Origin of the sequence: Streptomyces monticola, assembly GCF_042665355.1 — a bacterium.
Classification (GTDB): Bacteria; Actinomycetota; Actinomycetes; order Streptomycetales; family Streptomycetaceae; genus Streptomyces; species Streptomyces monticola.
On record NZ_JBHTCF010000017.1, the window covers coordinates 153,685 to 180,309 of the forward strand.

The window sequence follows — 26,625 nt, forward strand, 5'->3', positions numbered from 1 at the left end:
ATCCCCTTGAGACCGTCGGCCCATTGTCAATATCCAGGATCCTGGTTACTGTCGCGTCCGTGACCGGCTTCGACGAGCGTTTCCTCACGCGCAACGGACTGACCGCCCGGCAGCTGGCGGTGCTGCTGCTCCACCACGAGCAGGACACCCGGCTGCCCCGGCTGCGCGACTTCGCCGAGGAGCTGCGGGTGGGCAACGGCACCGTGCAGGCCGCACTCCAGCTCCTGGAGGCGTCCGGCGCCATCACCACCCAGGCCCGCGGCCATCTCGGCACGTTCCTGGTCCGCTCGGACCGCTCCATACTGTGGCGTCTTTCCGGCCTCGGCACCCTGCTCGCCGCGATGCCGCTGCCCTACTCACGCCGCTACGAGGGCCTGGCCACCGGCCTGCGCGGGGCCTTCGAGGAGGCCGGGGCACCCTTCGCGATCACGTTCATGCGCGGTTCGACCGCACGGGTCGGCGCACTGCTCGAAGGCAAGGTCGACCTGGTCGTCCTGTCCCGCTTCGCCGCCGACCGGCTGATGAAGCAGCACGAACTCGAACTGGTCGCCGACCTCGGGCCCGCCACCTACGTCGGCGCGCACGGGCTGCTGCTGCGACGCGGCGCGCGCCTCGACTCCCCCGGCCTCAAGGTCGCCGTCGACCACAGCTCCGAGGACCAGTCGCTGCTGGCCGAGCGGGCCTTCGCCGGGCGCGACGACATCGAGTGGGTCGAGGCCTCGTACATGCAGCTGCGCGATCTGTTCGCGCGGGGCGAGGCGGATGTGACCGTATGGAATCTGGACGAGGTGCAGGACCGGCTCGGCGAGGAAGTGGCGGACGTACTGCCGCTCGGCGACGAAGTGACGCGGGAGCTGTCCCTGCGCAACTCCAGCGCGGCCATCGTCGGCAGGGCCGAGGGTGCCAGGGCCCTGGCCGCCGTCCGCGACCGGCTCGATCTGTCGGCGGTGACCACGCTGCAGTCGGAGGTGCTGTGTGGGGAGCGGATTCCTTCGTACTAGGGAGCGGATCCCTAGTACCGGGGAGCGGATCCCCTCGCACGAAAGGCGCCTCCTAAGGGCCCCATAACGACGGGACCCAGGCCCCTCAAGAGAAACCAGAATCCTGGTTACTGTCTGAACCGCCTGGACCTCAGACCGAAGCGCGGAAAGGAAAACCATGGACGACCAGCTCGCGCTCCGCATCCAGCTGTTCCGTGACAGCGGCCAAGTCCGGCCCGAGGTGGCCGACTTCGTGGCCGCGGAGCTGGCGGCGCTCGACGCCGAGGGCCGCACCGTCACCGAGGAGAGCGCGGGCATGCTCACCAGCCATCTGATGATGGCGCTCACCCGCCTGGTGAACGGCGAGCCGATCGAGCAGTTCCTCACCGACGAGCAGGTCGCCGCCGAGCTGTCCGGGCACCCCGAGGCCGTGGAGCGCGCCCGCGCCGTCTCCGTACGCGCACAGGAGGCGCTCGGCGCGGCGCTGCCCGAGTCCGAAGTCAACTTCCTGGGGATGCACCTGGCCGTGCTCACCCAGCGGTCCACCCACTGAATCCGAAGGGACCCATCACCATGGCAAAGATCCTCACCGGCGGCGTCGGCAAGGTCGAGGTCGCCGAGACCGTCAAGCAGCTCGGCCTCGACGGCGTCGAGGTCACCGTCTCCAGCGACATGGACGCCGCGATGAAGCTGCGTGCCGGACAGGCCGACTACTTCCTCGGCACCTGCCACACCGGCGCCGGCGCCTCCCTCGGCGTCCTGGTCGGCCTGATGGGGCAGCCCGCCTGCCACACCTTCGGCCGCAGCGTGCCGGCCGCGGACGAAGTCGACGCCCTGCTCGCCGACGGCAAGAAGGTCTTCGGCTTCTCCATGGACCAGATCGACGCCATCGCCCCGCTCCTCGCCCGCGCCATCGCCGCACGCGGCTGAGGCACACGCGGCTGAGGCACACGCAGCTGAGGCACACGCCGCAGCTGAGGCCGAACTCCCCCTCGGGCACGAAGGAGTGACCCCGTGAGCACCGCCACCGCCCCCGCCATGGGCAGCGCCCTCGCAGCCGGCGACGGACTCGACTTCTCGCTGACGCAGAAGCTGACCGTCATCGCCCTGTGCGCCCTGACCGCGTTCATCTCGCACATGGCACTCGCCGTATTCAACGACGGCGTACGCCCCTTCATGCTCGACTTCATCCAGGGCCGCACCACCCGCAACGCGACGACCGCGGTGTCCTTCGGCCTGTCGGCGGGTTTCATCTTCGGCCTCGGCGCCCCGATGGCCCTGACCTCCGGGGTGCTCAACCCTTGGCTGCTGTTCCTGCCCACCGACATCCTCGGCATCCTCGCGCCGAAGAAGTGGCTGGCACCGCTGCTCGGCGCGGGCTGGGGCGCGGTCGTGGTGTTCGGGCTCGGCGGGGCCAACGAGCTGGCGCACGAACTGCCGGTCGACTTCCTGACCGCGATGCAGCAGATGTCGACGCCGATCCTGTTCCTGTTCACGGTGTTCCCGGTGCTCGCGGTGACCAAGCAGTTCGGGCGCCTTCGCGGTGGCATCGTCGGCGTCGTCGAACTCGCCCTCGTCGTCCTGACGATGAGGCTCTGGCCGAATATGTTCGCCGGTGCCCTCGCCATGGCGGTGGGTGTGCTGATGCTGATCGGCTTCGCGGTCGACAAGGACCTCAAGCAGCGCAGGGCCGACAAGGCGGCCGGTGTCCCGCACGAGCTGCCCGAGGGCGCCGACGACCCGATGGCCTCGCTGTTCAGTGCGAGCGCGGCCCGCCTACGCCGGTATCTGCCGCTGTTCATGGTGCTCGGCGCCGGCATCTGCGTCCTCGCGCAGATGAAGATATTCGGCGGCGGTGAGGCCACCAGCTTCCTCATCGCCAAGGGGCAGTACGCGGAGGCCGCACAGGTCGACTTCTACCGGGTGTTCGGCTTCGTCCCGCTGATCGCGACGACGGCTCTGGCCTCCGGCGCGTACGGCATCGCGGGGTTCACGCTGGCGTACCCGATCGGCTACCTGATGCCGAACCCGTTCGTCGCGCTGCTCGCGGGCGCGGCGGTCTTCGCCGTCGAGGTGCTCGCGCTCTCCTACATCGGCAAGGTCCTCGGCCGGCTGCCCAGCGTGCGCGACTCATCGGAGCATCTGCGCAGCGCGATCGGCGAAGCGCTCGGACTCGCGATCCTCTTCGGCTCGCTGATGGCCGCCAACCAGATGGGCGGCGGACTCGGCATCCTCGTCTGCGGCGGCCTCTACCTCCTCAACGAGGCGACGGGACGCCCCATCGTGCGGATGGCCGCGGCCCCCACCGCGGTGATCGTCGGCGGCGTCATCCTCAACCTCCTGTACTGGCTCGACCTGTTCACCCCGGTCAAGAGCTGATCCGGCGGCTCCCGGGCCGATACGGCTCCTCGACTCCAGGGCCGATACGGCGACACAGCGAACGCGTAAGGCAGCACAGTCATGAACCACCCCCCGCACCCCCTGCGGACCGTCCTCGGCCCCCTCTCCCCCACCGGCATCCGGGGCCCGGTGCTCGCCCATGAGCACCTCGCCCTCGACCTCGACCGCACCGGTCACCGTGAGCTCGACGGCGACCGTGACCTTGACGGTGACCGCACCCGCACCCGCACCCGCACCCGTGACCGTGACCGCGCCGCCGTGCTCGACCCGGCGGCGCACGGACCGCAGATCACCCGCGAGCTGACCGCGCTGCGCGAGGAGTTCGGGCTCGCTCTCGTCGTCGAGCTGACCTGCCGAGGCATGGGACGCGACGCCGCGGCCCTGGCCCGGATCTCCGCGGCGTCCGGCGTCGCGGTGATCGCCGCGACCGGCTGGTACTACGAGCCGTTCCACCCCGAGGAGATCGGCGACGCGAGCGTGGAGCGCCTCGCCGGCACCCTGATCCGGGAGATCAACGGCGGCATCGGCACGAGCGGTATCCGCCCCGGCGTCATCGGCGAGGTCGGCAGCCACGGCGACACCCCGAGCGAACCGGAGACCCGCTCCCTGCTCGCCGCCGCACGCGCCGCGGTCACCACCGGCCTCTCCGTGTCCACCCACGCCCAGCTCGGACGCGGCGGACTCGCACAGCTCGACCTCCTGACGGGCGCGGGCCTGGCCCCGCACCGCATCGCCATCGGCCACCAGGACCTGCTGGACGACCCGTCCGTGCACCGGGAGCTCGCGGCTTCGGGGGCGTACGTCGCCTTCGACACCGTCGGCAAGGACAGCTACCAGAGCGACACCACGCGCCTGCGCCTCCTGGTCGGCCTGATCGAGGCCGGGTACGCCGACCGGGCCCTGCTCAGTTGCGACATCTCACGCCACGGCTATCTGGAGTCGGAGGGCGGCCAGGGGTACGGGCATCTGTTCCGCTCCTTCCTGAAAGAGGCGCGGGCCGCGGGCGTGGACGAGGACCTGATCGACCTGATGACCCGGCGCAACCCGGTGCGGTTCCTGACCGGCCGTACGACGGAAGAGGCGTGAAATGGACCGCGACCGCACACCCCCCGACCTCGCCCCCGGCCCGGGCCCCGGCTCCAACTCCGGCCCCGGCCCCGGCCCCGGCCCCGGCCCCGGCCCCGGCATGAAGCTCCCCGAGACCTTCCCTCTGCCCACCGTCCCCCTCCAGGACGCCATCGCCCGGCAGTTCCGCCTCCTGGAGTGCACGGCAGGGCACTTCGAGGGCCAGCAGCTCTTCGAGGCCGACGCGGGAGTCGTACCGGAGCTGGGCCGTCCGCGCACCACCGCGCGCGTGGAGGCGGTTTTGGCGGACTTCCTGGGTGCTGAGGGCGCCGCACTCGTGCAGGGCGCGGGCACCGGCGCCATCCGCGCCGCCCTCACTCACGCGGACGGCCCGCTGCTCATCCACAAGGCGCCGGTCTACCGCACCACCCAAGTCACCCTGCGCGGCCTCGGCTTCGAGACCGCCGAAGTCGACTTCAACGACTCCGCAGCGCTCCACGAGGCCCTCGCCACCGGCAGGTTCTCCTGGGCGTACATCCAGCACACCCGCCAGCGCCTGGCCGACTCCTACGACCCCGGCGAGGTCATCGCGGCCTGCCGCGCCGCCGGGGTGCGCACGGTCGTCGACGACAACTACGCCGTCCTGCGCGTGCCCGCCTGCGGAGTGGAACTCGGCGCCGACGCCTCCTGCTTCTCCCTGTTCAAACTGCACGGCCCCGAGGGCGTGGGTGTCGTCGCCGGCACCCCTGACCTGGTCGGGAAGGTACGGCGCGACAACTACTCGGGCGGCGGCCAGGTACAGGGCCACCAGGCACTCGACGCACTGCGCGCCCTCACCCACGTCCCGGTGATGTGGTCGGTGCAGTCACAGGTCGGCGCCGAGGTCGCCGAACGGCTCGCGGCCGGCGAGGTACCCGGGGTCGCCGAGGTGCGGATCGCCAACGCGCAGGACCGCTGTCTCCTCGTACGCCTCGACTCCCCCGTCGCCCGTGAGCTGCCCGCAGTCGCGGCCCGGCACGGAGCCGCGCCCTACCCGGTGGGCTCCAACTCCCGCTACGAAGTGGCCCCGCTCTTCTACCGCATGTCCAGCTCGTCCCTGGACGACGCCCCAGGGCTCGCCGACTGGACCGTACGCATCAACCCCATGCGGGCGGGAGCCGATCTCGTCCTCGACATCCTGCGCCGCTCCTTGGCGGAACTGACCGACGCTGCCGAGCCAGTAGAGGCAGAACAGCCAGAACAGGCAGTAGAGGCACCCGAGCCGCGCCACCCGCACCACCGCGAGGACTGACCGTGTTCCTGGACACCCTGCTCACCCGCAATCCCGCACTGGTCGAGGCGGCCACCGCGCTGCACCGCTCCGGCGAGATCCCCCCGGACACCTACGTCCTCGACCTCGACACCGTCGAGGCCAACGCCGCGCTCCTCGCCGCCGAGGCCGAACGCCTCGGCCTCACCCTCTGGTTCGTGGCCAAACAGTTCGGCCGCAACCCCGAGCTGATCAGGGCGATCGCCCGGCACATCCCGAAGTACGCCGCCATCGACCCGCCCGAGGCCCGCGTACTGCACGCCTCCGGCGCCCGGGCGGGCAACCTCGGCCACCTCGTGCAGCTCGCGCGCCGCGACCTGCCCCGGATGCTGGCCCGGCGCCCCGAGACCGTGACCGTCTTCGACCTGGACAACGCCCGCGCGGTATCCGAAGCCGCCCGCGAACTCGGCGTCGTGCAGGATGTGTTGATCCGCCTGGAGGGCGCGGACGGCTCGGTGTACCCGGGCCAGGAGGGCGGCGTACCGCTCGACCGTCTGGACGCGTTCGCCGAACGGACCGAGCAGCTCGCCGGGGTACGGATCGCCGGAGTGACCGCCTTCCCGTGCGTACTCTGCGACCCGGCCACGGGCACGCCGCACCCCACACCGAACTTCGAACTCGCCCTGAAGGCACGCGAGTTGCTGACGGCACGCGGCCACCGGAACCTCAAGCTCAGCGCCCCGAGCGCCACCTCCATGGCCACCCTCCCGCTCCTCGCCGCCCTGGGCGCGACCCACGGCGAGCCGGGCCACGCCCTGACCGGCACGACCCCGCTGCACGCCGTCGACCCCACCCAGCCGGAGCGGCCCGCCTACGTCTACGTATCCGAGGTCGCCCACACACTGGCCGACGGCCGCCCGGCCCTGTTCGGCGGCGGTTTCTACCCGCGCGCCGGCATCAAGCAGGCGCTGCTCCCCCGCACCGGCACCCGCCTCGCCGTCCAGGACGCCCCGGCGGAGAACATCGACTACTACCGGCTGCTCGCCGCGCCCGCCAAGGGCGAAGGAGTACGGGCGGGCGACCCGGCCGTCCTGGCCTTCCGCACCCAGATCTTCGTCACGCGCAGCACCGTGGCGGTCGTCGCCGGACTCTCGCGGGGTGCGCCACGCCTGGTCGGGCTCTACGACGCGCTCGGCCGCCCGCAGCCAGAGGTGCACGCATGACCAGGGCAAGCACCGGACCCACGACCGTCATCGTCGTCATCGACGGATTCGGCATCGGCGCCATGCCGGACGCGGGCACCCTGCGTCCCGGCGACCTCGCGGCCGACACCTGCGGGCACACCCTGGACGGCTACGGCCGGCCGCTGCGTCTGCCGGCCCTCGGCGCCCTCGGCCTCGGCCTCGTGCACCCGCACCCGGACCTCGCCCGCACCACCCGCCTCCCGGTGGCCGTGGGCCGGGCCGCGCTCGGCTACCCGGGCGCGGACACCTTCGCGGGCCACCAGACGATGATGGGCGCCGACTTCAGCAAAGTGACCGTGGCGCGGCTCGCGGAGCACCTGGACGACGTCACGCGCGCTCTTCGCCGGGCCGGTCACACCGTCGAACTCCTGGGCTCCCGGCCCCTGTTGGCGGTCGACGGCGCCCTCCTGGTGCACGACAACCTGGAGGCCGACCCGGGTATCAACTGGAACGCTTCGGGCCGCCTGGAGGACTTCTCCTTCGACCGCATCCTGTCCGTGGCCCGCACGGTCCGCGCGGTCGCTCCGGTCGCCCGGGTGATCGCGGTCGGCGGCCATGCCGAGGCCCCGCTGTCGTCGTACGTACGCGAAGGCGACGCGGGCACGGTCGGCCTCGACACCCCGGCGAGCGGCTTCTACACGGGCGGTGGGCTCCAAGTGCAACACCTGGGCGCCGAGTTGGACCACCACCGGCAGCTGCCGTCGCTCGCCGCGCGGGCCGGAGTGCCGGTCACCCTGGTCGGCAAGGCCGCGGACATCCTGGAGTGCGACACGGCTCTGCGCCGCCCCGCGGTGGCCACGGCGGAGGTACTGGCCCACACGCTGGCCGCGGCGCGCGCTCCCCGCGGCCTGGTCGTGGCCAACGTCCAGGAGACGGACCTGGCCGGCCACCAGCAGGACGTACGGCGCTACGCGGAGGTCCTGGAGCAGGTCGACGCGGGCCTGGCGCAGCTCATCGAGACCCTCGGCTCCCCCGGCGACCGCCTCATCGTCACCGGCGACCACGGCAACGACCCGACCATCGGCCACGCCTGCCACACCCGCGAATACGTCCCGGTCCTCATCCACCGCCCCGAGGCGCCCGGCCTCGAACTCCTCCCGGACGCGGACTCGTTGGCGGATGTCGGAGCCGCGGCAGCGGCGTCCCTCGGCCTCGACCCGGCGGAACTCGCCAACGGCACCCTGATCAGAGCCGTGCCGTCCCACGCTCAGAGCCCCGTCCGGCGCTGAGAGCGAAGGCCCGGGCCACCAGCAGGTGACCCGGGCCCCAGCCCGTACAACCGAAAGCCCCGAGGGCCGCGGAACCTAGCCCATGAACTTCTTGAACTCGTCGGGCAGTTCGAAGTTCTGGTCCTTCCCGCCGGCCGGAAGGCCGAACGCCCCGCCCTCCTGCTGAGCCTGCTCGCGCCGCGCCACAGCGTCCTGCTCCTGCTGCTTGCGCTTCATGGGGTTACCGGAACGCTGCTTGCCCTTGGCCTGCTTCTGCTTCTTCTTCTGCCGGCCGGCGCCGCCGCCCATGCCGGGCATGCCCGGCATCCCGGGCATGCCGCCGCCCTGCGCCATCTTCGACATCATCTTGCGCGCCTCGAAGAACCGCTCCACGAGGTTCTTCACGGCACTGACGTCGACACCGGAACCACGGGCGATACGGGCGCGACGCGAGCCGTTGATGATCGTCGGCTCGGCGCGCTCGACCGGGGTCATCGACTTGATGATGGCGGCCGTACGGTCGACGTCACGCTCGTCGAGGTTGTTGATCTGGTCCTTCATCTGGCCCATGCCCGGCATCATGCCGAGCAGCTTGGAGATGGAGCCCATCTTCCTGACCTGCTCCATCTGGGCCAGGAAGTCATCGAGCGTGAACTCCTTGGGGCCCTTCTGGAGCTTGGCCGCCATCTTCTCGGCCTCGGCCTGGCTGAAGGTCTGCTCGGCCTTCTCGATCAGCGTGAGCATGTCGCCCATGCCGAGAATGCGGGACGCCATGCGGTCCGGGTGGAACGCGTCGAAGTCGTCCAGCTTCTCGCCGTTGGAGGCGAACATGATCTGCTTGCCGGTGACATGGGCGATGGAGAGCGCCGCACCACCGCGGGCGTCACCGTCGAGCTTCGACAGGACCACACCGTCGAAGCCGACGCCGTCACGGAAGGCCTCCGCGGTGTTCACCGCGTCCTGGCCGATCATCGCGTCGACGACGAAGAGGACCTCGTCGGGGCTTACGGCGTCGCGGATGTCCGCGGCCTGCTGCATCAGCTCCTGGTCGATACCGAGGCGGCCCGCGGTGTCGACGATGACGACGTCGTGCACCTTCTGCTTGGCGAACTCGATGGAGTCCTTGGCGACCTTGACCGGGTCACCGACGCCGTTGCCCGGCTCCGGCGCGTAGATCGAGACGCCGGCGCGCTCGGCGACGACACTCAGCTGGTTCACGGCGTTGGGGCGCTGCAGGTCACACGCGACGAGCAGCGGCGAGTGGCCCTGGCTCTTGAGCCACAGACCGAGCTTTCCGGCAAGCGTGGTCTTACCGGCACCCTGCAGACCCGCGAGCATGATCACGGTCGGCGGGTTCTTGGCGAAGCGCAGGCGGCGGGTCTCGCCGCCGAGGATGCCGACCAGCTCTTCGTTGACGATCTTGATGACCTGCTGCGCCGGGTTGAGCGCCTGGGAGACTTCCGCTCCGAGGGCTCGCTCCTTGACCTGCTTGATGAAGGCCCGCACGACCGGAAGCGCGACATCCGCTTCGAGCAGGGCGATACGGATTTCCCGTGCCGTGGCGTCGATGTCCGCCTCGGAGAGCCGGCCCTTGCCCCGGAGGGATTTGAAGGTGGCTGCGAGGCGATCGGAAAGGGTATCGAACACGGCTGCGTCGGTCCTCGGCGTTGGGAACAGTCTGGGCTGCCCTCAAGAGTATCTGGCTTGCCGAACATGTAGCCCCCGCCCGCTGAATCCGCAGGCGGAGGCCGAAACCCCGCGTCAGCGGGGGCCGCTCACCCCCGCAGAGCCTCCTCGAGTCCCCGCGCCACCGCCGCCGCGTCGGCCCCCGGCAGCGGCGCCCCCTCGGGTCCCGTGACATAGAAGGCATCAACGGCATTCGCCCCCAAGGTGGACACATGCGCGCTGCGTACCCGTACGTCCGCCGCCTCCAGGGCCCGGCCGATGCGGTGCAGCAGACCGGGGGCATCCTGGGCCCGCACTTCGATGACCGTGGCCAGCTGCGAGCCCGCGGGCGCCACCGTCACGCGCGGCGGCGGTGCGGGCGCCCCGCGCCTGCGCGGGTAGGCCGCCTCGCGCTCGGCGAGGCGGCCCGGGATGTCGAGGGTGCCGTCGAGCGCCCGCACCAGATCGGACCTGAGCCGGGCGGCCTGCGGAAGGGAGCCGAACTCGGCGGCGACCCGCCAGTCGAGGAACAGCACGGAGCCACCGGAAACCGTGGCACCGTCGGCGGACACCCCGTCGGGCAGCTCCATGACGCTGAGCTCCGCCGCCCGCACCGTGAGCCGGTGCATGGCGAGCACACCGGCCACGGCGGGCAGCACACCCGGCTGGTCCGGCACGGCGATCTGCAGCTCCACGCCGAGGGGTTCCTCGGCGCCGGGCTCGGTCGCCTCGGTCTGGGCGCGCAGGGCGAGTACGGGACCGCCGGTGCGGTAGGCCTCGATGGCGAGCCGCTCCTGCTCGACGGTCGCGGGCGCGGCCGCCGGAACGGGCGGCGGACCGCCGGCCAGGACGGCGCCGACCCGCTTGACCAGGTCGGCGACGAGCGAGGCCCGCCACGTGGACCAGGCGGCGGGCCCGGTGGCCAGGGCGTCGGCCTCGGTGAGGGCGTGCAGGAGCTCCAGGGTGGAGGCGGAGCCCACGGCTTCGGCGACGGCCCGCACCGTCGCCGGGTCGTCGAGGTCACGCCGGGTGGCGGTCTCGATGAGCAGCAGATGATGGCGTACGAGACTGGCGAGTACGGCGACATCGTCACGGTCGAAGCCGATCCGCGCGGCCACGTCACGGGCGATGGTCTCGCCTGCCACGGAGTGGTCGCCGGGCCAGCCCTTGCCGATGTCGTGCAGGAGCGCGGCGACGAGCAGCAGGTCGGGGCGGCTGACGCGGCGGGTCAGCTCGGCGGCCTGGACGGCGGTCTCGACGAGATGGCGGTCGACGGTCCAGGTGTGCACGGGGTTGCGCTGCGGCCGGCAGCGCACCCGCTCCCAGTCGGGCAGGACCCGGGTGATCAGCCCCTCGGCCTCCAGGGCCTCCCACACCTCGACGGTGGCGCGGCCGGCGCCGAGCAGGGTGACGAGTTGTTCACGGGCCTCGGCCGGCCACGGTGTGGGCAGCGGGCGGGCGACGGCGGCGAGGCGGCGTACCGCGTGCAGGGAGAGCGGAAGTCCGGCCTGGGCCGCCGCGGCGGCGGCGCGCAGCGGCAGGACGGGGTCGCGGTCGGGGCGGGCGGCGCGGGCGAGGACGACCTCGCCGTCCTGCTCGACGATCCCTTCGGCGAGCGGGGTGCGCTCGGGCGCGGGTTTGCCGCCGCCCAGCATGGCGCGCAGGCGGGGGCGTACGGCGCGTGAGCGAAGGACCCGGCCGACTTCGCGCCAGGTCACGTCGCTGGCGTACGAGATGGTGCGGGCCGCCTCGTACACCTGGCGAAGGAGGGTGTCGGAGTCCAGCAGGCCGAGGTCGGCGGCCACTTGGTCCTGTTCCTGCAGGGCGAGCCGGTCGGTGGCGCGGCCGGTGGCCAGGTGGAGTGCGTCGCGTACGTCGAGCAGGCGGCGGCGGGCGTCGGCGAGTCCGGCGCGCGGGGCGTCGGCGAGCCAGGACGCGGCGACGGCGCGCAGGGCGGTGGCGTCGCGCAGGCCGCCGCGGGCTTCCTTCAGGTCGGGTTCGAGGAGGAACTGCAACTCGCCCTGGCGGGCGGCTCGTTCCTCGCACAGCTCGCGCAGCTGGGGCAGTCGCTTGGGGGCCTGGTTGCGCCAGTCGGCGAGGACGGTGGTGCGCAGGGACGCGGTGAGGCCGAGGTCGCCCGCGATATGGCGGGCGTCGAGGAGGCCGAGCTGCACCTTGAGGTCGTCGCCCGCGGTCTTCCGGGCCTCACCCAGGGTGCGCACCGAGTGGTCGAGGGCTAGGCCCAGGTCCCACACGGGGTACCAGATGCGGTCGGCGAGGGCGGCGATGGCGGCGGCGTCGGCGCTGCCGTCGTGCAGCAGGAGCAGGTCGAGGTCGCTGCGCGGGGAGAGTTCGCCGCGGCCGTAGCCACCGACGGCGACGAGTGCGGCTCCGCGTACCCCGGCCGCATCCGCCTTGAAGAGGCCCGCGAGCCAGTCGTCGGTGAGTTCGGCGAGGGCCGCACGGCGCGGCGGCCCGGACTGCGCCTCTCCTTGGAGGAGGTGCAGCCGGGCCGCCGCGTAACCGCCGGGGCCGGAGTCTTCCGCTTCGGTCTTGACTTCCACGCTCGTCACCCAGCAGCTCCTTGCCTGTGCATTTCAGAGCGCGTCGGGTCCGCGCTCGCCGGTACGCACCCTGACGGCCGTGTCGACCGGGATGCTCCAGACCTTGCCGTCGCCGATCTTGCCGGTGCGGGCGGCCTTGACGACGACGTCGATGAGCTGGTCGGCGTCATCGTCCTCCACCAGGACCTCGATCCGGATCTTCGGCACGAGGTCGACGGTGTATTCGGCCCCTCGGTAGACCTCGGTGTGGCCGCGTTGACGGCCGTAGCCGCTGGCCTCCGTGACGGTGAGTCCCTGGACTCCGAAGGCCTGCAGGGCCTCCTTGATCTCGTCGAGGCGGTGCGGCTTCACAACCGCCGTGATGAGCTTCATGCGTCCACCTTCTTGTTCTTCGCCGCTTGCGGCCCGGCCGGCTTCTCGTCCCTGGCGGGCGGCCCCACGGCCGCGGTGCGCGGGGCCGTGCCGCCGCCCGCTCCGCTGAAGTCGTAGGCCGTCTCGGCGTGTTCGACCTGGTCGATGCCGGTGACCTCGTCGTCCTCGGGGACTCGCATACCGATCGTCTTGTCGATGACGAGGGCGAGGATGGCAGAAACGATCAGGGAGTACGCGAGGGTCGCGAAGACTCCGGCCGCCTGCTTGCCGAGCTGCGCGGCGTCACCGCCGTAGAACAGACCCTTGACCTCGGACTGGACGCCACCGGTGGCGAAGAAGCCGACGAGCAGGGAGCCGACGATTCCGCCGACGAGGTGCACGCCGACGACGTCGAGGGAGTCGTCGTAGCCGAACTTGAACTTCAGGCCGACGGCCATGGCACACAGCACACCGGCGATGGCGCCGACGGCGATGGCGCCGAGCGGGCTGACCGCGCCGCCGGCCGGGGTGATGGCGACGAGGCCGGCGACCGCGCCGGAGGCGGCACCGAGGGTGGTGAACGCCCCGTGCCGGATCTTCTCGTAGGCGAGCCAGGCGAGCATCGCGGCGGCGGTGGCGACCTGGGTGTTGACGAACATCACGGCGCCCACGCCATCGTCGTTGCCGAGCCAGGAGCCGGCGTTGAAGCCGAACCAGCCGAACCACAGGAGGCCGGCGCCGAGCATCACGAGCGGCAGCGAGTGCGGCCGCATCGGGTCCTTCTTGAAGCCGACGCGCTTGCCGATCACGAGGATCACACCGAGGGCCGCGGCACCGGCGTTGATGTGCACGGCGGTGCCGCCGGCGAAGTCGATGACACCGAGGTCGTACGCCCAGCCGCCCTCGCCCCATACCCAGTGCGCGACGGGGAAGTAGACGATCGTGGCCCACAGGGCGATGAACAGCGCCCAGGCGGTGAACTTCACGCGGTCGGCGAGGGCACCGCTGATCAGCGCGGGCGTGATGATGGCGAACATCAGCTGGAAGACGGCGAAGACATAGATGGGGATCGTGTAGGTCCCCCACAGTTCCGTCTTGCCGATGCCGCTGAGCCCGACGAAGTCGGAGTCCCAGCCGATGAGGGAGCCCTTGTCGGTGCCGAAGGCGACGCTGAAGCCGTAGAGCACCCACAGGATCGTGACGATCCCGAGGCTGATGAAGCTCATCATCAGCATGTTCAGGGTGGACTTGACCCGGACCATGCCTCCGTAGAAGAAGGCCAGACCCGGAGTCATCAGCATCACCAGTGCGGAGCAGATGAGCATGAATCCGGTGTTGGCGGCAGAGAGCTCGGGGGCTTCTGCGGCAAGCGTGATGCCTGGAGGCATCGGCGTCTCCTCTTTGTCTTGGTGGCGCGTGCGGCCCGTGCGGGCGGAGCCTGAGCGGTCATGAGGGGTGGGCCGGTTATGCGCCCCGACATTGGCGCAGCGCGGTTTCCGTCGATGCCCCTCGATGTTTCGCCGCAGTGACGAAGAGGTCGTGCGTGTTACGCATACATGAACTGCCGGATCGCGGAGGGCGGGGTTTCTATCCTCTGCGCTGAAGAGCCCTGTGGTGCGGGCGGTGGACGTGAACCGGCCGCGGCGGGCCATCCGGCTGACCTGGCGTGGGGGAGCCGAGTCGGGCAGTTAGGGATGGACCGGCCGCGGCCGGAGTTCTCGGGGTGAGGCGGCCGGGTTCAGACCGCTTCGGCGGATTCGGGCAGGTGGACGGCGAGCTGGTCGGTGAGATGCAGCACCTCGCCGACCTCGCCGAAGTCCCGCATGGCGGTGTCGACGGTCTTGCGAAGGCGGGTGTTGACCCGCTCCGAGCGCACCTTCCTGGCGATGCCGAGGGCCTTCTCGGCCAGGACGGCGCTCTGCTCGGGCTCCTTCTGCAGAAGGTGCACGGTGGCCATGCCGATGAGGTTCAGTGCGTACGACCGCTGGTGCTCGGGGTCGTTGCTGAAGAGTGCGACGGCGCGCTCCATCACGGGCTGGGAGAGGGAGGCGTAGGTGGGGCTGCGGCCTGCGACATAGGCGAGGTCGCGGTACGAGTGGGCGTTCTCGCCGTTGAGTTCGGCCTCGGAGAAGAAGCGGATCCAGTCCGGCTCGCGCTCCTGGACGTCGGTGGCGTCGGCGAAGGTGTCCTCGGCCATCCGCACGGCCCGCTTGGTCTTGCTGGGCTGGCCCATGTTGGCGTACGCGCGGGCCTCCATCGCATACAGCATCGCCTGGGTGCGGGGGGTCGCGCAGTCACGGCTGCCGTACTGCGCGAGATGGATCAGCTCAAGGGCGTCGTCGGGTCGCCCGAGGTGGATCATCTGGCGGCTCATGCCGGAGAGGATGTACGAGCCGAGCGGCTTGTCCCCGGCTTCCTTCGCGGCGTGCAGGGCGAGGACGAAGTACTTCTGCGCGGTGGGCTGCAGCCCCACGTCGTAGCTCATCCACCCGGCCAGCTCGGCCAGTTCGGCCGCGATCTTGAAGAGCCGGCTCGCGGTGGCGGCGGGCTGCGGCTCCTGCAGCAGATCGGTCACCTCGTGCAGCTGGCCGACGACGGCCTTGCGGCGCAGACCGCCGCCGCACTGGGCGTCCCACTGCCGGAACATCACGGTGGTCGACTCGAGGAGGTCGAGCTCGGGCTTGGACAGGCGAGAGGCCCGCCGGATGGACGCGGCGGGCTCGGCGCGGTCGGCGGTGTGCCCGGGTGTGGGCACGAGCCAGCGCTGCATGGGCTCGATCAGGGCGGGTCCGGCGGACAGGGCGAGCGAGGTGCCGAGGAAACCACGCCGGGCCAGCATCAGGTCGCTGCGCGAGAACTCACTGATCAGCTCGACGGTCTGGGGCCCGGTCCAGGGCAGGTCGACCCCGGAGAGCGACGGCGACTGGTGGGCGGAGCGCAGGCCGAGGTCCTCGATGGCGACGACGGAACCGAAGCGCTCGGAGAACAGTTCGGACAGGATCCGCGGAATCGGCTCACGCGGCTGCTCCCCGTCGAGCCAGCGGCGCACCCGCGAGGTGTCGGTCGAGATGTGGTTCGCGCCCAACTGCCGTGCTCTGCGGTTGACCTGCCGGGCGAGTTCGCCCTTCGACCAGCCGCTGCGCACGAACCATGAACTCAGCTGTTCGTTGGGGCGTTTGTCAGCGGTCACGCCGCTGCCGCCATTGCCGCCCACTGGAACGCCCCCATCCCTCAAGCCGCTTGTGCGCGCCGTGCGCCAAGCACTAACAGAATGCCGTGAGTTGCAGTCGTTCGTCTGCCGGTTCTCACCCGTCGAACAAGGAACCGACTTGCCTCCGGCATACCCATGAGCGAGTGCGCCCCCTGGGTTCGTGCACCGAAAGTAATCCTACGATCACCCTCCCGGCGAGGGCGTTCTCGGAAACGCCACCATTCGCCACCCCTTCGAATGAACTCATGGACGGCTGCACGCGATTGACTTGACACAGCGCAGCCGGGAGTGGGCGGAGCGATGCGAACCGGGGCGCACCGGTCCGCCCGCACCACCCCGCGACCCCCCCCTCGGGCGCCGCCACACCGGAGGCGACACGACGGAGGGTCACGGAACAGCTCCGGCTCGTAACCACGAAGACGCTCGACCCGTTGGAGGGGGCATGGGCTTCACGATCGGCGGCAGCCGGAGCATCCGCGAAAGCCGTCCTGCACGGGCCGGCTCACGGCGCCGCGGACGCACCTCCGCCTGCACCGCGGTGGCCGAGTTCACCGGTCTTTGGGGCTGGGCCGTGGTACCCGGTGCCCGCGCCTCCGACGGCCGCTGCTCCTGCGGCGCCGCCGACTGCCCCGCCCCGGGCGCCCATCCGCTCGCCTTCGCCCCCGAGATCCCGGCCGGCGCCACGCTCGACGAAGTCACCCGCGCCTGGGGCGAGTTCCCCGGCGCCGCGGCGCTGCTGCCGACGGGGCGCACCTTCGACATCCTGGACGTCGCCGAGGCCGCGGGCCGCCGCGCCCTGGTCCGGATGGAACGCATGGGCATCCCGCTCGGCCCGGTGACCGCCACCCCCGAGGGCCGCGCCCAGTTCTTCGTCGCCCCGGGCGCCGCCGCCGAACTGCCCGCGCTGCTCTACCGCATGGGCTGGGACGACGCCGACCTCGATCTGCGCGGTATCGGCCCCGGCGGGCACATCACGGTCCCGCCGTCCGACCACGCGGGCCTCGGCCCGGTCCGCTGGCTGCGCGCCCCCGCCCTGGACTCGACCAGCAACCCGCCGCCGGCCCGGCTGCTCCTCGGGACGCTGGCGTACGTATGCCACCGGTCGGCGGCATAGCCCCGACCGCCCTGGCCGCACCGGCCGCACCGGCCGCACAAACCGAAGGGCCCGCCCCGGCTGCACCCCGGGGCGGGCCCTTCGCTGTCGCCTGACGCCCTGGGGCGAAACGGCTTACAGCCATACGCCGGTCAGTCGCCGATCAGCGCGTCCACGAACGCCTCCGGCTCGAACGGCGCCAGGTCGTCCGCGCCCTCGCCGAGCCCCACGAGCTTGACCGGGACGCCCAGTTCACGCTGGACGGCGACGACGATGCCGCCCTTGGCGGTGCCGTCGAGCTTGGTCAGGACGATGCCGGTGATGTCGACGACCTCGGCGAAGACCCGGGCCTGCACCAGTCCGTTCTGACCGGTGGTGGCGTCGAGCACGAGCAGCACCTCGTCGAGCGGGCCGTGCTTCTCGACGACCCGCTTGACCTTGCCGAGCTCGTCCATGAGACCGGTCTTGGTGTGCAGGCGCCCCGCGGTGTCGATGAGCACCACGTCGACGCCCATCTCCTTGCCCTCCTTGACCGCGTCGAAGGCGACGGAGGCGGGGTCGCCGCCCTCGGGCCCGCGCACGGTGTAGGCGCCCACGCGCTCGCCCCAGGTCTGCAGCTGGTCGGCGGCGGCGGCGCGGAAGGTGTCGGCGGCGCCGAGGACGACGGTGCGGCCGTCGGCGACCAGGACCCGGGCGAGCTTGCCGGTGGTGGTGGTCTTGCCGGTGCCGTTGACGCCGACGACCATGACGACGCCCGGGATCTCCGCGTCGGACTCGGTCTTCACGACCCGGTCGTAGTCGGTGCCGACCAGGGTGAGCAGCTCCTCACGGAGCAGGGCGCGCAGCTCGTCGGGGGTGCGGGTGCCGAGTACCTTCACACGCTCGCGAAGCCGCTCGACCAGCTCCTGGGTGGGGGCGACACCGACATCGGCGGTGAGGAGGGTGTCCTCGATCTCCTCCCAGGTGTCCTCGTCGAGGTGCTCACGGGAGAGCAGGGTGAGCAGGCCCTTGCCGAGGGAGTTCTGGGAGCGGGCCAGACGTGCGCGCAGCCGCACGAGCCGGCCCGCGGTGGGCTCGGGGACCTCGATCTCGGGTGCGGCGGGAGCGGCGGGCTCCTCGGCGGCGGGCGCTTCGGGCGCGGGAGCCTCCGCCTTGGGAAGCTCGACCTCCTCGATCGTGCGGCGCGGTTCTTCGCGCGGCTCCTCGGCCTCTTCGCCGACGTGCGGCTCGGCCGGGGGTTCGGTGATGACCGGGGTGCTCGACGGGGCCGAGGGGGGCAGCTGCTTCTTCCTGCGGCTGCCGACCACGAGCCCGCTGACGGCGCCGATCACGACGACGGCGATGACTACAGCAAGGATGACGATGTCCATAACCCGTCCAGTATCAGTCACGCCCCCGCCGGGAGCTGCTACTCGTGCGATGACACAAAGGACCTAGGGCACTATTTGCCATTTTTGGGGCGAACGTACGATAGTTGTGATTCCCCCACTTCTCCCCCCACGGAGCTACGCATGCCCCCCGCGTCCCGCAGCGCGTCTGCCCACTCCGAGACGGCCGAGCCGTCCCACATAGCCGCCGAGATCGAGAGCGCCATCGAGACCCGGGGCCTGGAGCCCGTGCCGGACAAGGAGCGCACCGGCAAGGTCGGCGATCTCTTCCCGACCTGGGTGGCCGCCAACATCAGTGTGCTGCTGCTCACGATGGGCGCGGGCCTGGTCGTCTTCAACGGCCTGAACATCTGGCAGGTGCTGGTCGTCGCGACCGTGGCGCCCATTGTCTCCTACGGCATCGTCGGGCTGATCTCGATCGCGGGCAAGCGGGGCGGCGCCCCGGGTATGGCCCTCTCACGGGCGGTCTTCGGCCAGCGGGGCAACCTTTTCCCCGGCTCGCTGATCTGGGTGGCCCGCTGGGGCTGGGAGACGATCAACGCGGTCACCGGTGCGTACGCCATCCTGACCGTGCTCGACCTGCTTTTCGGCATCAAGTCCAACACCGCTCTGATCGTGGTGACGCTGCTGCTCTTCGTCACCGGCACGTTCCTGGTGTCGGGTCTCGGCATCAACGCGCTGCGGGTGTGCAGCAAGTGGTCGACGTATCTGTTCGGCGCGTTCAGCGTCCTGGTGCTCGGCTATCTCATCGTCGACACCGACTGGTCGGCCGTCCTGGACAAGCCCGCCGGATCGGCGGCGATGGTGGTCGCGGGCATCGGCATGATCGGTGCGGGCGGTATCAGCTGGGTCCCGTCGGGCCCGGACTTCACGCGCTACCTGCCGCGGTCGGCCTCCTCCGGGAAGCTGGTCGGCACGACGATCGGCGGCGCCGGCATCGTCGTCCTGCCGATGGTCCTGATGGGCGCCGTGATGGCGGTCGCGACGCCGAACCTGGCGAGCGCGCAGGACCCGGTGGCGTTCATCGGCGAGCTGCTGCCGATCTGGATCGCGGTGCCGTATCTGCTGATCGCCCTCGTGGGCATGCTGCTGATCAACTCGATGTCGATGTACTCGGCGGGCTTCACCGCGCAGACCCTCGGCATCAAGGTGCCGCGCGCCTGGGCGGTGAGCGTGAACGCCGTGATCAGCCTGGTCTTCGGCTTCCTCCTGATGGTGGTGGCGACCAGCTTCATCGGCTCGTTCATCTCGTTCCTGACGCTGCTCGCGGTGGCGTTCTCCGCGTGGATCGGTGTCTTCGGCGTGGACATGCTGCGCAGGACGTCGTACGACGGCGCGGCCCTGCTCGACACGACGCGCACCAGCGCCTACTGGTACAAGGGCGGCTTCGCCTGGCAGGCCATGACCGCCTGGGCCGTGGCCCTGGTGACGGGTCTGCTGTTCACCAAGGTCGACTGGTTCGCGGGCCCGCTGGCCTCGTCGTGGATCGGCGAGCACGGCCTCGGCTGGCTGGCCGGGATCGTCGTGTCCGCTCTGCTGTACGCGGTGCTGCCGCGCACCAAGGCGCCCGCAACTCCCGCCGCCGTGAAGGCGGATGAGGAAGCGCCCGCCCCGGCGGAGCTGCCCGTCTGACCCGGCCGGGACGCCCCTCCGGCACACCCCTATTCATCTGACGCTACGTCAGCTAACGTCCCCCTTCGCCAGCCCACGGCTTCCCGTGTTCCCGTGTTCCCGGCGAAGGGGGACGTCTGTCATGGCCGTCACGGTCGTACGCTTCAATCTCGTCGACCCCGCAGCGCAGCCCGAGTCTCTTTCCGCCCGCTATCGCACCGCCGTGGAGATGGCCGCGTATTGCGACGACCGCGGCATCACCACCATCCAGACCGAGGAGCATCACGGAGCCGCCAACTCCTGGCTGCCGTCGCCGTTCTCCTTCGCGGGCGCGGTGTTCGGGGCGACGCGGCGGATCGCCGTCACGGTCTCCGCGATCATCGGCCCGCTGCACGATCCGCTGCGCCTGGCGGAGGAGATCGCGGTCCTCGACCTGATCAGCGGCGGGCGCCTGGTGACGGTGGCGGGGATCGGCTACCGGCCCGAGGAGTACGAGGCCTTCGGCGTGGAGTGGGGGCGGCGCGGCAAGCTGCAGGACGAGCTCCTGGAGACGCTGCTCAAGGCGTGGACCGGGGAGCCGTTCGAGTTCCGCGGCCGCACGGTGCGAGTGACGCCGCGCCCGTTCACCCAGCCCAACCCGCTGCTCCTGGTGGGCGGTTCGTCGAAGGCGGCGGCGCGGCGCGCGGCCCGGCTCGGCCTGCCGTTCTTCCCGAGCGCGCATCTGCCCGACCTCGACGCGTACTACCAGGAGCAGTTGGCCTCGTACGGCACCGAGGGCTGGACGATGATGCCCGCCGCCGAGACCCCGCTGCTGCATATCTCCGAGGACCCGGACCGCACCTGGGCCGAGTACGGCGAGCACTTCCTGCACGAGGCGCAGACGTATGCCTCCTGGCAGTCCAAGGACATCCGCTCAGCGGTGCGTTCGGGCGCGACGACCGTCGAGGAGCTGCGCGCCGAGGGCGTGTACCGGATTCTCACGCCCGACGAGTGCGTGGCCCTCAACGAGAGCGGCCTCGACAATCTGGTCCTGCACCCGCTGTGCGGCGGTATGCCCCTGGACGAGGGCTGGCGCAGCCTGCATCTGTTCGCGGAACGGGTCATGCCCCGGTTCAAGGACTGAACCGGGGCACGACCTAGCTGGAAGAGAGGGGCAGCGGGGGATTTAGCCCATCTCTTCCAGGGTCTTGCCCTTCGTCTCCTTGACGAACTTCATGACGAAGGGGATCGAGAGCGCCGCGAAGGCGCCGTAGATGATGTACGAGCCGGTCAGGGACCACTCGGACATGCTCGGGAACGTCTTGGTGATCGCGAAGTTGGCGAGCCACTGGGCGGCCGCGGCCACACCGAGCGCGGCGGCGCGGATCCGGTTGGGGAAGATCTCGCCGAGCAGCACCCAGACCACCACGCCCCAGGAGAGCGCGAAGAACAGCACGAAGGCGTTGGCGGCGATGATCGCGGTCAGGCCCTGGGCGTTCGGCAGCGAGACATTGTCACCGGTGCCCGTGCGGTACGAGAAGGCCCAGGCGCAGGTGAACAGGGCGGCTGCCATACCGGCGGAACCGATGATCGCGAGCGGCTTGCGGCCGATCCGGTCGACGAAGATCATCGCGATCACGGTGCCGACGATGTTCACGATCGACGTCTCGAAGGAGTACAGGAACGAGCTGGAGGGGTCCTTGCCGATGGACTGCCACAGCTGGTTCGAGTAGTAGAAGATCACGTTGATGCCGACGAGCTGCTGGAAGACCGAGAGCCCGATACCGATCCAGACGATCGGCAGGAAGCCGACCTTGCCGAGCAGATCCTTGAACGAGGGCTTGTGCTCGCTGCGCAGACCGTGCTCGATCTCGGCGGCGCGGGCCTCGACGTCGACACCCGAGCCCTCGACCTCCGCGAGGACCTTCTTGGCGGCGGCGTGCTTGCCGGCGGAGATCAGATAGCGCGGCGACTCGGGGATCGCGAGGGACAGCAGGCCGTACAGGACGGCCGGGACGACCATGACGCCGAGCATCCACTGCCAGGCCTCGAGGCCCATCAGCTTGCCGCGCTGGTCGCCTTCGGCCATGTTCAGGATGCCCCAGTTGACCAGCTGGGAGACCGCGATGCCGATGACGATGGCGGCCTGCTGGAACGAGGCGAGCCGGCCGCGGTACGCCGGCGGGGCGACCTCGGCGATATAGGCCGGGCCGATGACCGAGGCCATACCGATGCCGATACCGCCGATGAGCCGCCAGACCGTCAGGTCCCAGGCGGCGAAGGGCAGTGCGGAGCCGACGGCGCTGGCCGCGAAGAGCACGGCCGCGATCTGCATACAGCGGATACGGCCGATCCGGTCGGCGATCCGGCCGGCGAGCGCGGCGCCCAGGGCGCAGCCGAGCAGGGCGGTGGCGATGATCCAGCCGAGCATGTTCGCGTTGACGTCGAACCTGTGCTGGATGGCCACGGTCGCGCCGTTGATCACGGAGCTGTCGTAGCCGAAGAGGAACCCGCCCATCGCGGCCGCAGCCGTAATGAAGATGACATGGCCGAGGTGGTCCGGCTGGGCCTGGCGGCCTCCGGACGACGGCGCCTGCGCGGTGCTGGTCACGTGCGTCTCCTGGGGGACCCGGCCGCGGTGCCGGGCTTGTGGGGGCATCTTCAAGTGGCGCACAACTTCGCGCCGCTCACCACTTGAAGGTAAAAACAACGTTGCAGAGACTATGCCTTCAAGTTTCGAAGTCAATAGGTCCAAGGCTGTGAATTTAGAGGCGCATCGAGGCCCTTAGAGTTCAAGGCTTGAACTTATGTAGGGGTAAAGGGTGCGGAACGGGTCAGCGCAGCCGCTGGCTGATGACCTTCGAGACGCCGTCGCCCTGCATGGAGACGCCGTACAGCGCGTCGGCGACCTCCATCGTGCGCTTCTGGTGCGTGATCACGATCAGCTGCGAGGACTCCTGCAGCTCCTCCATGATCCGGATCAGCCGCTGCAGGTTGGTGTCGTCCAGGGCCGCCTCGACCTCGTCCATCACGTAGAACGGGCTGGGCCGGGCCTTGAAGATGGAGACCAGCATGGCCACCGCGGTCAGCGACCGTTCACCGCCGGAGAGCAGCGAGAGCCGCTTGACCTTCTTGCCCGGCGGCCGCGCCTCCACGTCCACGCCGGTGGTCAGCATGTTCTCGGGGTCGGTCAGGATCAGCCGCCCCTCGCCGCCCGGGAAGAGCCGCGAGAAGACACCTTCGAACTCCCTGGCCGTGTCCCGGAAGGCCTCGGTGAAGACCTGCTCGACGCGCTCGTCCACCTCCTTCACGACCTGAAGGAGGTCGGTGCGGGTCTTCTTCAGGTCCTCCAGCTGCTCGCTCAGGAACTTGTGCCGCTCTTCCAGCGCCGCAAACTCCTCAAGGGCGAGCGGGTTCACCTTTCCCAGCTGCTGATACGCCCGTTCGGCTGCCTTGAGGCGCTTCTCCTGCTCGGCCCGGACGAACGGCCTCGGCGCGTTCCGCGGATGCTCCGGGTCCTCGGGCAGCTCCTCGCCCTCGGCGGGGGGCGAGGGCGGCACCAGCTGGCCGGGTCCGTAGTCGGCGACGAGTCCCGCCGGTTCCACACCGAGCTCCTCCAGCGCCTTGGCCTCCAGCTGCTCGATCCGCAGCCGCTTCTCGGCACCGAGTACCTCGCCGCGGTGGACCGAATCCGTCAGCTTGTCGAGTTCGGCCTTCAGGTCGCGTCCGGCGTTCCGCTCGGCTGTGAGCTCCCGCTCCCGCTCCGCCTTGGCGCGCTCGGCCGCGGCGCGCTCCTCCTCGGCCCGTACGAGGGACACCTCGACATGCGCGAGCAGCTGCCGGGCACCCGAGGCGACCGCTTCGGCGACCGTCGCCTCGTGCCGGAGCCGGGCCCTGCGCTGCTCTGCACGCGCGCGTGCCTCACGTTCGGAGCGCGCCGCCCGGTCCAGACCGTCTGCCCGGCCCGCGAGCCCCTTGACCCGCTCCTCGTGCGTACGCACCTGGAGCCGGGCCTCCATCTCGGTCTGCCGCGCGTTGGCGCCGTCGGCCGCGAGCCGGTCGCGTACCGCCGTATCGGGCTCCTCCTCGACCGGTGCCTCCTCGGCGACGGCAAGCCGCTCCGCCAGCTCCTCCGCCTCTTCGAGCGCACGGTCCAGGGCCTCCTGCGCGCGCGTGGCGGCGGCCGTGGACCGCTCGGCCTCACCAGCGGCGCCCCGCGCCTGCCCGGCGAGCCGGCCAAGGGCTTGCGAGACGGTCGACTTCTCCCGGTCGGCGGCCCGCCGCCGCTCCCCCAACTCCTCGACGAGCGCGGCCACTTCACGCCGCCGCTCGGTCGCCCGGTGCTGCGCCCCGGCCAGCTCCTCGCAGCGCACCCCGAGCTCTTCGAGCTCGGCCGCCGCCTCGTCCACGGACGCCTGCACCTCGAGCAGACTCGGCGCGCCCGCGGACCCGCCCTGCGCGAAGTGCGCCCCGAGCAGGTCACCTTCGGCCGTCACCGCGGTCAGCCCGGGCTGCGCGTAGACCAGGTCCTCGGCATCCTCCAGTGTGCCGACCACCACGATTCCGCGCAGCAGCCGCCGCACCGCGGGCAGCAACTCCTCGGGCCCGCGCACCAGTTCAGCGGCGAACGGTGGCCCGTCACCGCTCTCGGGCGTCACGTCACCGGGGGCGCCGCCGAGCAGTATGGCCGCGCGCCCCGCGTCCTGCTTGCGCAGGAGTCGGATCGCCTCGGCGGCCGTCGCCGGGTTGGCCACCGCGATGGCATCCGCGGCGGACCCGAGCGCCGCCGCCACCGGAACCTCGAAGCCCGGTGCCACCGTGAGCAGTTCGGAGGCAGGGCCGAGCAGCCCGGCAAGACGTTCCTTCGCGGCGAGCAGCGCTCCGGTGCCGTCCTTGCGGCGCAGGCCCAGGGCCAGCGCCTCGTGCCGGGCGGCCGTCGCGGCCCGCTTGCGCTCCGCCGCGGTGACCGCCTCACGTGCGGCGCTCAGCTCGGCCTCGGCCTCGGCGAGCTCCCGCTTGGCCGCGTCGTGCTGCTCACCGAGCTCGGCGTCCCCCGCGTCCAGGCCGTCGACCTCGGCCTTGAGCTGCTCGTACTCCTCCTGCGCTGCGACCGCCCGCTCCTGCGCCTCGTCCCGCGCGGCGGCAAGGCGGTCGATCTCGGCCTGCGCGGATGCGGCCCGGCTGCGGGCGGCGTTGACCTGGCCGTTGAGCCGGGCAAGGCCCTCACGCCGGTCGGCGATGGCACGCGCCACGTCCTTCAGGCGCCGCTCCTCCTGCCCCAACTCCCGCTCCAGGTCGGCACGGTGGGCGACGGTGTCCTCGAGCGCCCGCTCGGCGGCCTCGAGAGCGGCCTCCAGCTCGGCCTCCTGCTCCCTGATCCGGGCGGCCTCTCGCTCCATGTCCTCGGGGTCGCGCCCACGCCGCTCCTCGGCCGGCGCACCGGAGGCGCTCTTCACCCGCGCATCGGCGAGCGAGACGGTGCCCCGCACCCGCTCGGCCAGCTGCGACAGCTCGTACCAGGTCTCCTGCGCGCGCTGCAGCCGCGGCGCGAGCCGGCGCACCTCGTCCTCGAGATCGGCCTCGCGCGTGAGCGCCGCCTTGAGCCGCCCCTCGGCCTCCTCCTTGCGCCGCTTCAGCTCGGCCTCGTCCGCGATCTCGGTACGCAGCGCCTCCCGCAGACGTACGAGGTCGTCGGCGAGCAGCCGCAGCCGGGCATCGCGCAGATCGGCCTGGATGACGGCGGCCCGTCGCGCCACCGCGGCCTGCCGGCCCAGGGGCTTCAGCTGCCGCCGCAGCTCATCGGTGAGGTCCTGTACGCGCGCCAGATTGGCCTGCATCGCATCGAGCTTCCGCAGCGCCTTCTCCTTGCGCTTGCGGTGCTTGAGGACTCCGGCCGCCTCTTCGATGAAGGCCCGGCGCCCCATCGGGTCGGCGTGCAGAACGGAGTCGAGCTGCCCCTGCCCGACGATGACATGCATCTCGCGCCCGATGCCCGAGTCGGAGAGCAGCTCCTGGATGTCGAGCAGCCGGCAGGTATCGCCGTTGATCTGGTATTCGCTGCCGCCGTTGCGGAACATGATCCGCGTGATGGTGACCTCGGCGTACTCGATGGGCAGCACACCGTCGGAGTTGTCGATGGTCAGCGACACCTCGGCCCGGCCGAGCGGCGGGCGCCCGGTGGTGCCGGCGAAGATGACGTCCTCCATCTTGCCGCCGCGCAGCGACTTGGCGCCCTGTTCGCCCATGACCCAGCTGAGCGCGTCCACGACATTCGACTTGCCCGAGCCATTGGGGCCGACCACACAAGTGATGCCCGGCTCGAACCTCAGCGTCGTGGCCGAGGCGAAGGATTTGAACCCGCGCAGGGTCATGGCCTTGAGGTGCACGCCGCCGGACTCTACCTTCCGCCCCTCGCCCACCGCCGCCCGTACACGGCAGGCGCTGCGCGTCGCACCGCTGGTTTCCCGGTCTCACTCCATGAACACGCGGTTTCACCGAGGAAGGTGCAGGGCACATCAGACGTTAAGAGCGGCCCGGAGGGCCGGGTGGGAAAAGAAAGAAGGGACGCCGAAGCGTCCCTTGCAGATCTTGATAAGCGGCTGACACGAACTGCCCCG

The 26,625-nt window shown here is 71.0% G+C and carries 19 protein-coding genes; 11 read left to right on the forward strand and 8 right to left on the reverse strand.

The genetic code is table 11. The annotated features are described in order from the left end of the window. Nucleotides 1-59 precede the first annotated feature (59 nt). From yhfZ to ACFQVC_RS31805, 8 genes are all read left to right on the forward strand, one after another. A complete protein-coding gene (gene yhfZ, locus ACFQVC_RS31770; protein WP_381837101.1) occupies nucleotides 60-1,001 on the forward strand; it encodes a GntR family transcriptional regulator YhfZ in 942 nt (313 codons plus the stop codon). A 157-nt stretch (nucleotides 1,002-1,158) separates the two neighbouring features. Next, nucleotides 1,159-1,533 carry a PRD domain-containing protein gene (locus ACFQVC_RS31775; protein ID WP_381837103.1) on the forward strand — a complete coding sequence of 125 codons (375 nt, stop codon included), beginning with the start codon at nucleotides 1,159-1,161 and terminating at the stop codon, nucleotides 1,531-1,533. Between the two features lie 20 nt (nucleotides 1,534-1,553). After that, the gene (locus ACFQVC_RS31780) at nucleotides 1,554-1,910 is read left to right on the forward strand and encodes a DUF2620 domain-containing protein (protein WP_381837105.1); all 357 of its coding nucleotides are present in this window, start codon (nucleotides 1,554-1,556) and stop codon (nucleotides 1,908-1,910) included. 108 nt (nucleotides 1,911-2,018) lie between these two features. Further along, entirely contained in the window at nucleotides 2,019-3,359 is a 1,341-nt protein-coding gene (locus ACFQVC_RS31785; RefSeq protein WP_381837196.1) for a YhfT family protein, read from the forward strand. Nucleotides 3,360-3,440: 81 nt separating this feature from the next. Continuing rightward, a complete protein-coding gene (locus ACFQVC_RS31790; RefSeq protein ID WP_381837107.1) occupies nucleotides 3,441-4,466 on the forward strand; it encodes a phosphotriesterase family protein in 1,026 nt (341 codons plus the stop codon). Between the two features lie 100 nt (nucleotides 4,467-4,566). Further along, nucleotides 4,567-5,736 carry an aminotransferase class V-fold PLP-dependent enzyme gene (locus ACFQVC_RS31795; RefSeq protein ID WP_381837198.1) on the forward strand — a complete coding sequence of 390 codons (1,170 nt, stop codon included), beginning with the start codon at nucleotides 4,567-4,569 and terminating at the stop codon, nucleotides 5,734-5,736. A gap of 2 nt (nucleotides 5,737-5,738) precedes the next feature. Continuing rightward, the gene (locus ACFQVC_RS31800) at nucleotides 5,739-6,917 is read left to right on the forward strand and encodes an alanine racemase (RefSeq protein ID WP_381837109.1); all 1,179 of its coding nucleotides are present in this window, start codon (nucleotides 5,739-5,741) and stop codon (nucleotides 6,915-6,917) included. Further along, nucleotides 6,914-8,167 carry a phosphopentomutase gene (locus ACFQVC_RS31805; RefSeq protein WP_381837111.1) on the forward strand — a complete coding sequence of 418 codons (1,254 nt, stop codon included), beginning with the start codon at nucleotides 6,914-6,916 and terminating at the stop codon, nucleotides 8,165-8,167. Before ACFQVC_RS31800 ends, ACFQVC_RS31805 begins: the two co-directional genes overlap by 4 nt. Before the next feature lie 75 nt (nucleotides 8,168-8,242). Here the strand turns inward: ACFQVC_RS31805 and ffh are convergent, their stop codons facing one another. The 5 genes from ffh to nsdA form a co-directional block, all read right to left on the reverse strand. After that, nucleotides 8,243-9,793, reverse strand: a complete 1,551-nt coding sequence (gene ffh, locus ACFQVC_RS31810; RefSeq protein WP_381837113.1) for a signal recognition particle protein — start codon at nucleotides 9,791-9,793, stop codon at nucleotides 8,243-8,245. 128 nt (nucleotides 9,794-9,921) lie between these two features. Continuing rightward, the gene (locus ACFQVC_RS31815) at nucleotides 9,922-12,384 is read right to left on the reverse strand and encodes a [protein-PII] uridylyltransferase (protein WP_381837115.1); all 2,463 of its coding nucleotides are present in this window, start codon (nucleotides 12,382-12,384) and stop codon (nucleotides 9,922-9,924) included. Nucleotides 12,385-12,408: 24 nt separating this feature from the next. Continuing rightward, a complete protein-coding gene (locus ACFQVC_RS31820) occupies nucleotides 12,409-12,747 on the reverse strand; it encodes a P-II family nitrogen regulator (protein WP_381837117.1) in 339 nt (112 codons plus the stop codon). Further along, a complete protein-coding gene (locus ACFQVC_RS31825; RefSeq protein ID WP_381837119.1) occupies nucleotides 12,744-14,114 on the reverse strand; it encodes an ammonium transporter in 1,371 nt (456 codons plus the stop codon). The genes ACFQVC_RS31820 and ACFQVC_RS31825 overlap by 4 nt, the downstream gene beginning before the upstream one ends. A gap of 350 nt (nucleotides 14,115-14,464) precedes the next feature. Continuing rightward, nucleotides 14,465-15,940 (reverse strand): transcriptional repressor NsdA, encoded by a 1,476-nt coding sequence (gene nsdA / locus ACFQVC_RS31830; protein ID WP_381837120.1) that lies wholly within the window; start codon nucleotides 15,938-15,940, stop codon nucleotides 14,465-14,467. Nucleotides 15,941-16,379: 439 nt separating this feature from the next. Here nsdA and ACFQVC_RS31835 point away from each other — a divergent pair, with 439 nt between their 5' ends. Then, on the forward strand, nucleotides 16,380-17,051 hold the full coding sequence (locus tag ACFQVC_RS31835; RefSeq protein WP_381837122.1) for a bifunctional DNA primase/polymerase: 672 nt from the start codon (nucleotides 16,380-16,382) through the stop codon (nucleotides 17,049-17,051). Between the two features lie 131 nt (nucleotides 17,052-17,182). Here ACFQVC_RS31835 and ftsY read toward each other — a convergent pair whose 3' ends face one another. Then, the gene (gene ftsY / locus ACFQVC_RS31840) at nucleotides 17,183-18,400 is read right to left on the reverse strand and encodes a signal recognition particle-docking protein FtsY (protein WP_381837124.1); all 1,218 of its coding nucleotides are present in this window, start codon (nucleotides 18,398-18,400) and stop codon (nucleotides 17,183-17,185) included. A 141-nt stretch (nucleotides 18,401-18,541) separates the two neighbouring features. Here ftsY and ACFQVC_RS31845 point away from each other — a divergent pair, with 141 nt between their 5' ends. Both ACFQVC_RS31845 and ACFQVC_RS31850 read left to right on the forward strand, forming a co-directional pair. Next, a complete protein-coding gene (locus ACFQVC_RS31845; protein WP_381837126.1) occupies nucleotides 18,542-20,050 on the forward strand; it encodes a cytosine permease in 1,509 nt (502 codons plus the stop codon). Between the two features lie 121 nt (nucleotides 20,051-20,171). Beyond that, nucleotides 20,172-21,152, forward strand: a complete 981-nt coding sequence (locus ACFQVC_RS31850; RefSeq protein WP_381837128.1) for an LLM class flavin-dependent oxidoreductase — start codon at nucleotides 20,172-20,174, stop codon at nucleotides 21,150-21,152. 42 nt (nucleotides 21,153-21,194) lie between these two features. Here ACFQVC_RS31850 and ACFQVC_RS31855 read toward each other — a convergent pair whose 3' ends face one another. Beyond that, the gene (locus ACFQVC_RS31855; RefSeq protein ID WP_381837130.1) at nucleotides 21,195-22,619 is read right to left on the reverse strand and encodes a sugar porter family MFS transporter; all 1,425 of its coding nucleotides are present in this window, start codon (nucleotides 22,617-22,619) and stop codon (nucleotides 21,195-21,197) included. 223 nt (nucleotides 22,620-22,842) lie between these two features. After that, complete coding sequence (gene smc / locus ACFQVC_RS31860) at nucleotides 22,843-26,394, reverse strand: chromosome segregation protein SMC (protein WP_381837132.1); 3,552 nt, start codon at nucleotides 26,392-26,394, stop codon at nucleotides 22,843-22,845. Nucleotides 26,395-26,625 lie beyond the last annotated feature (231 nt).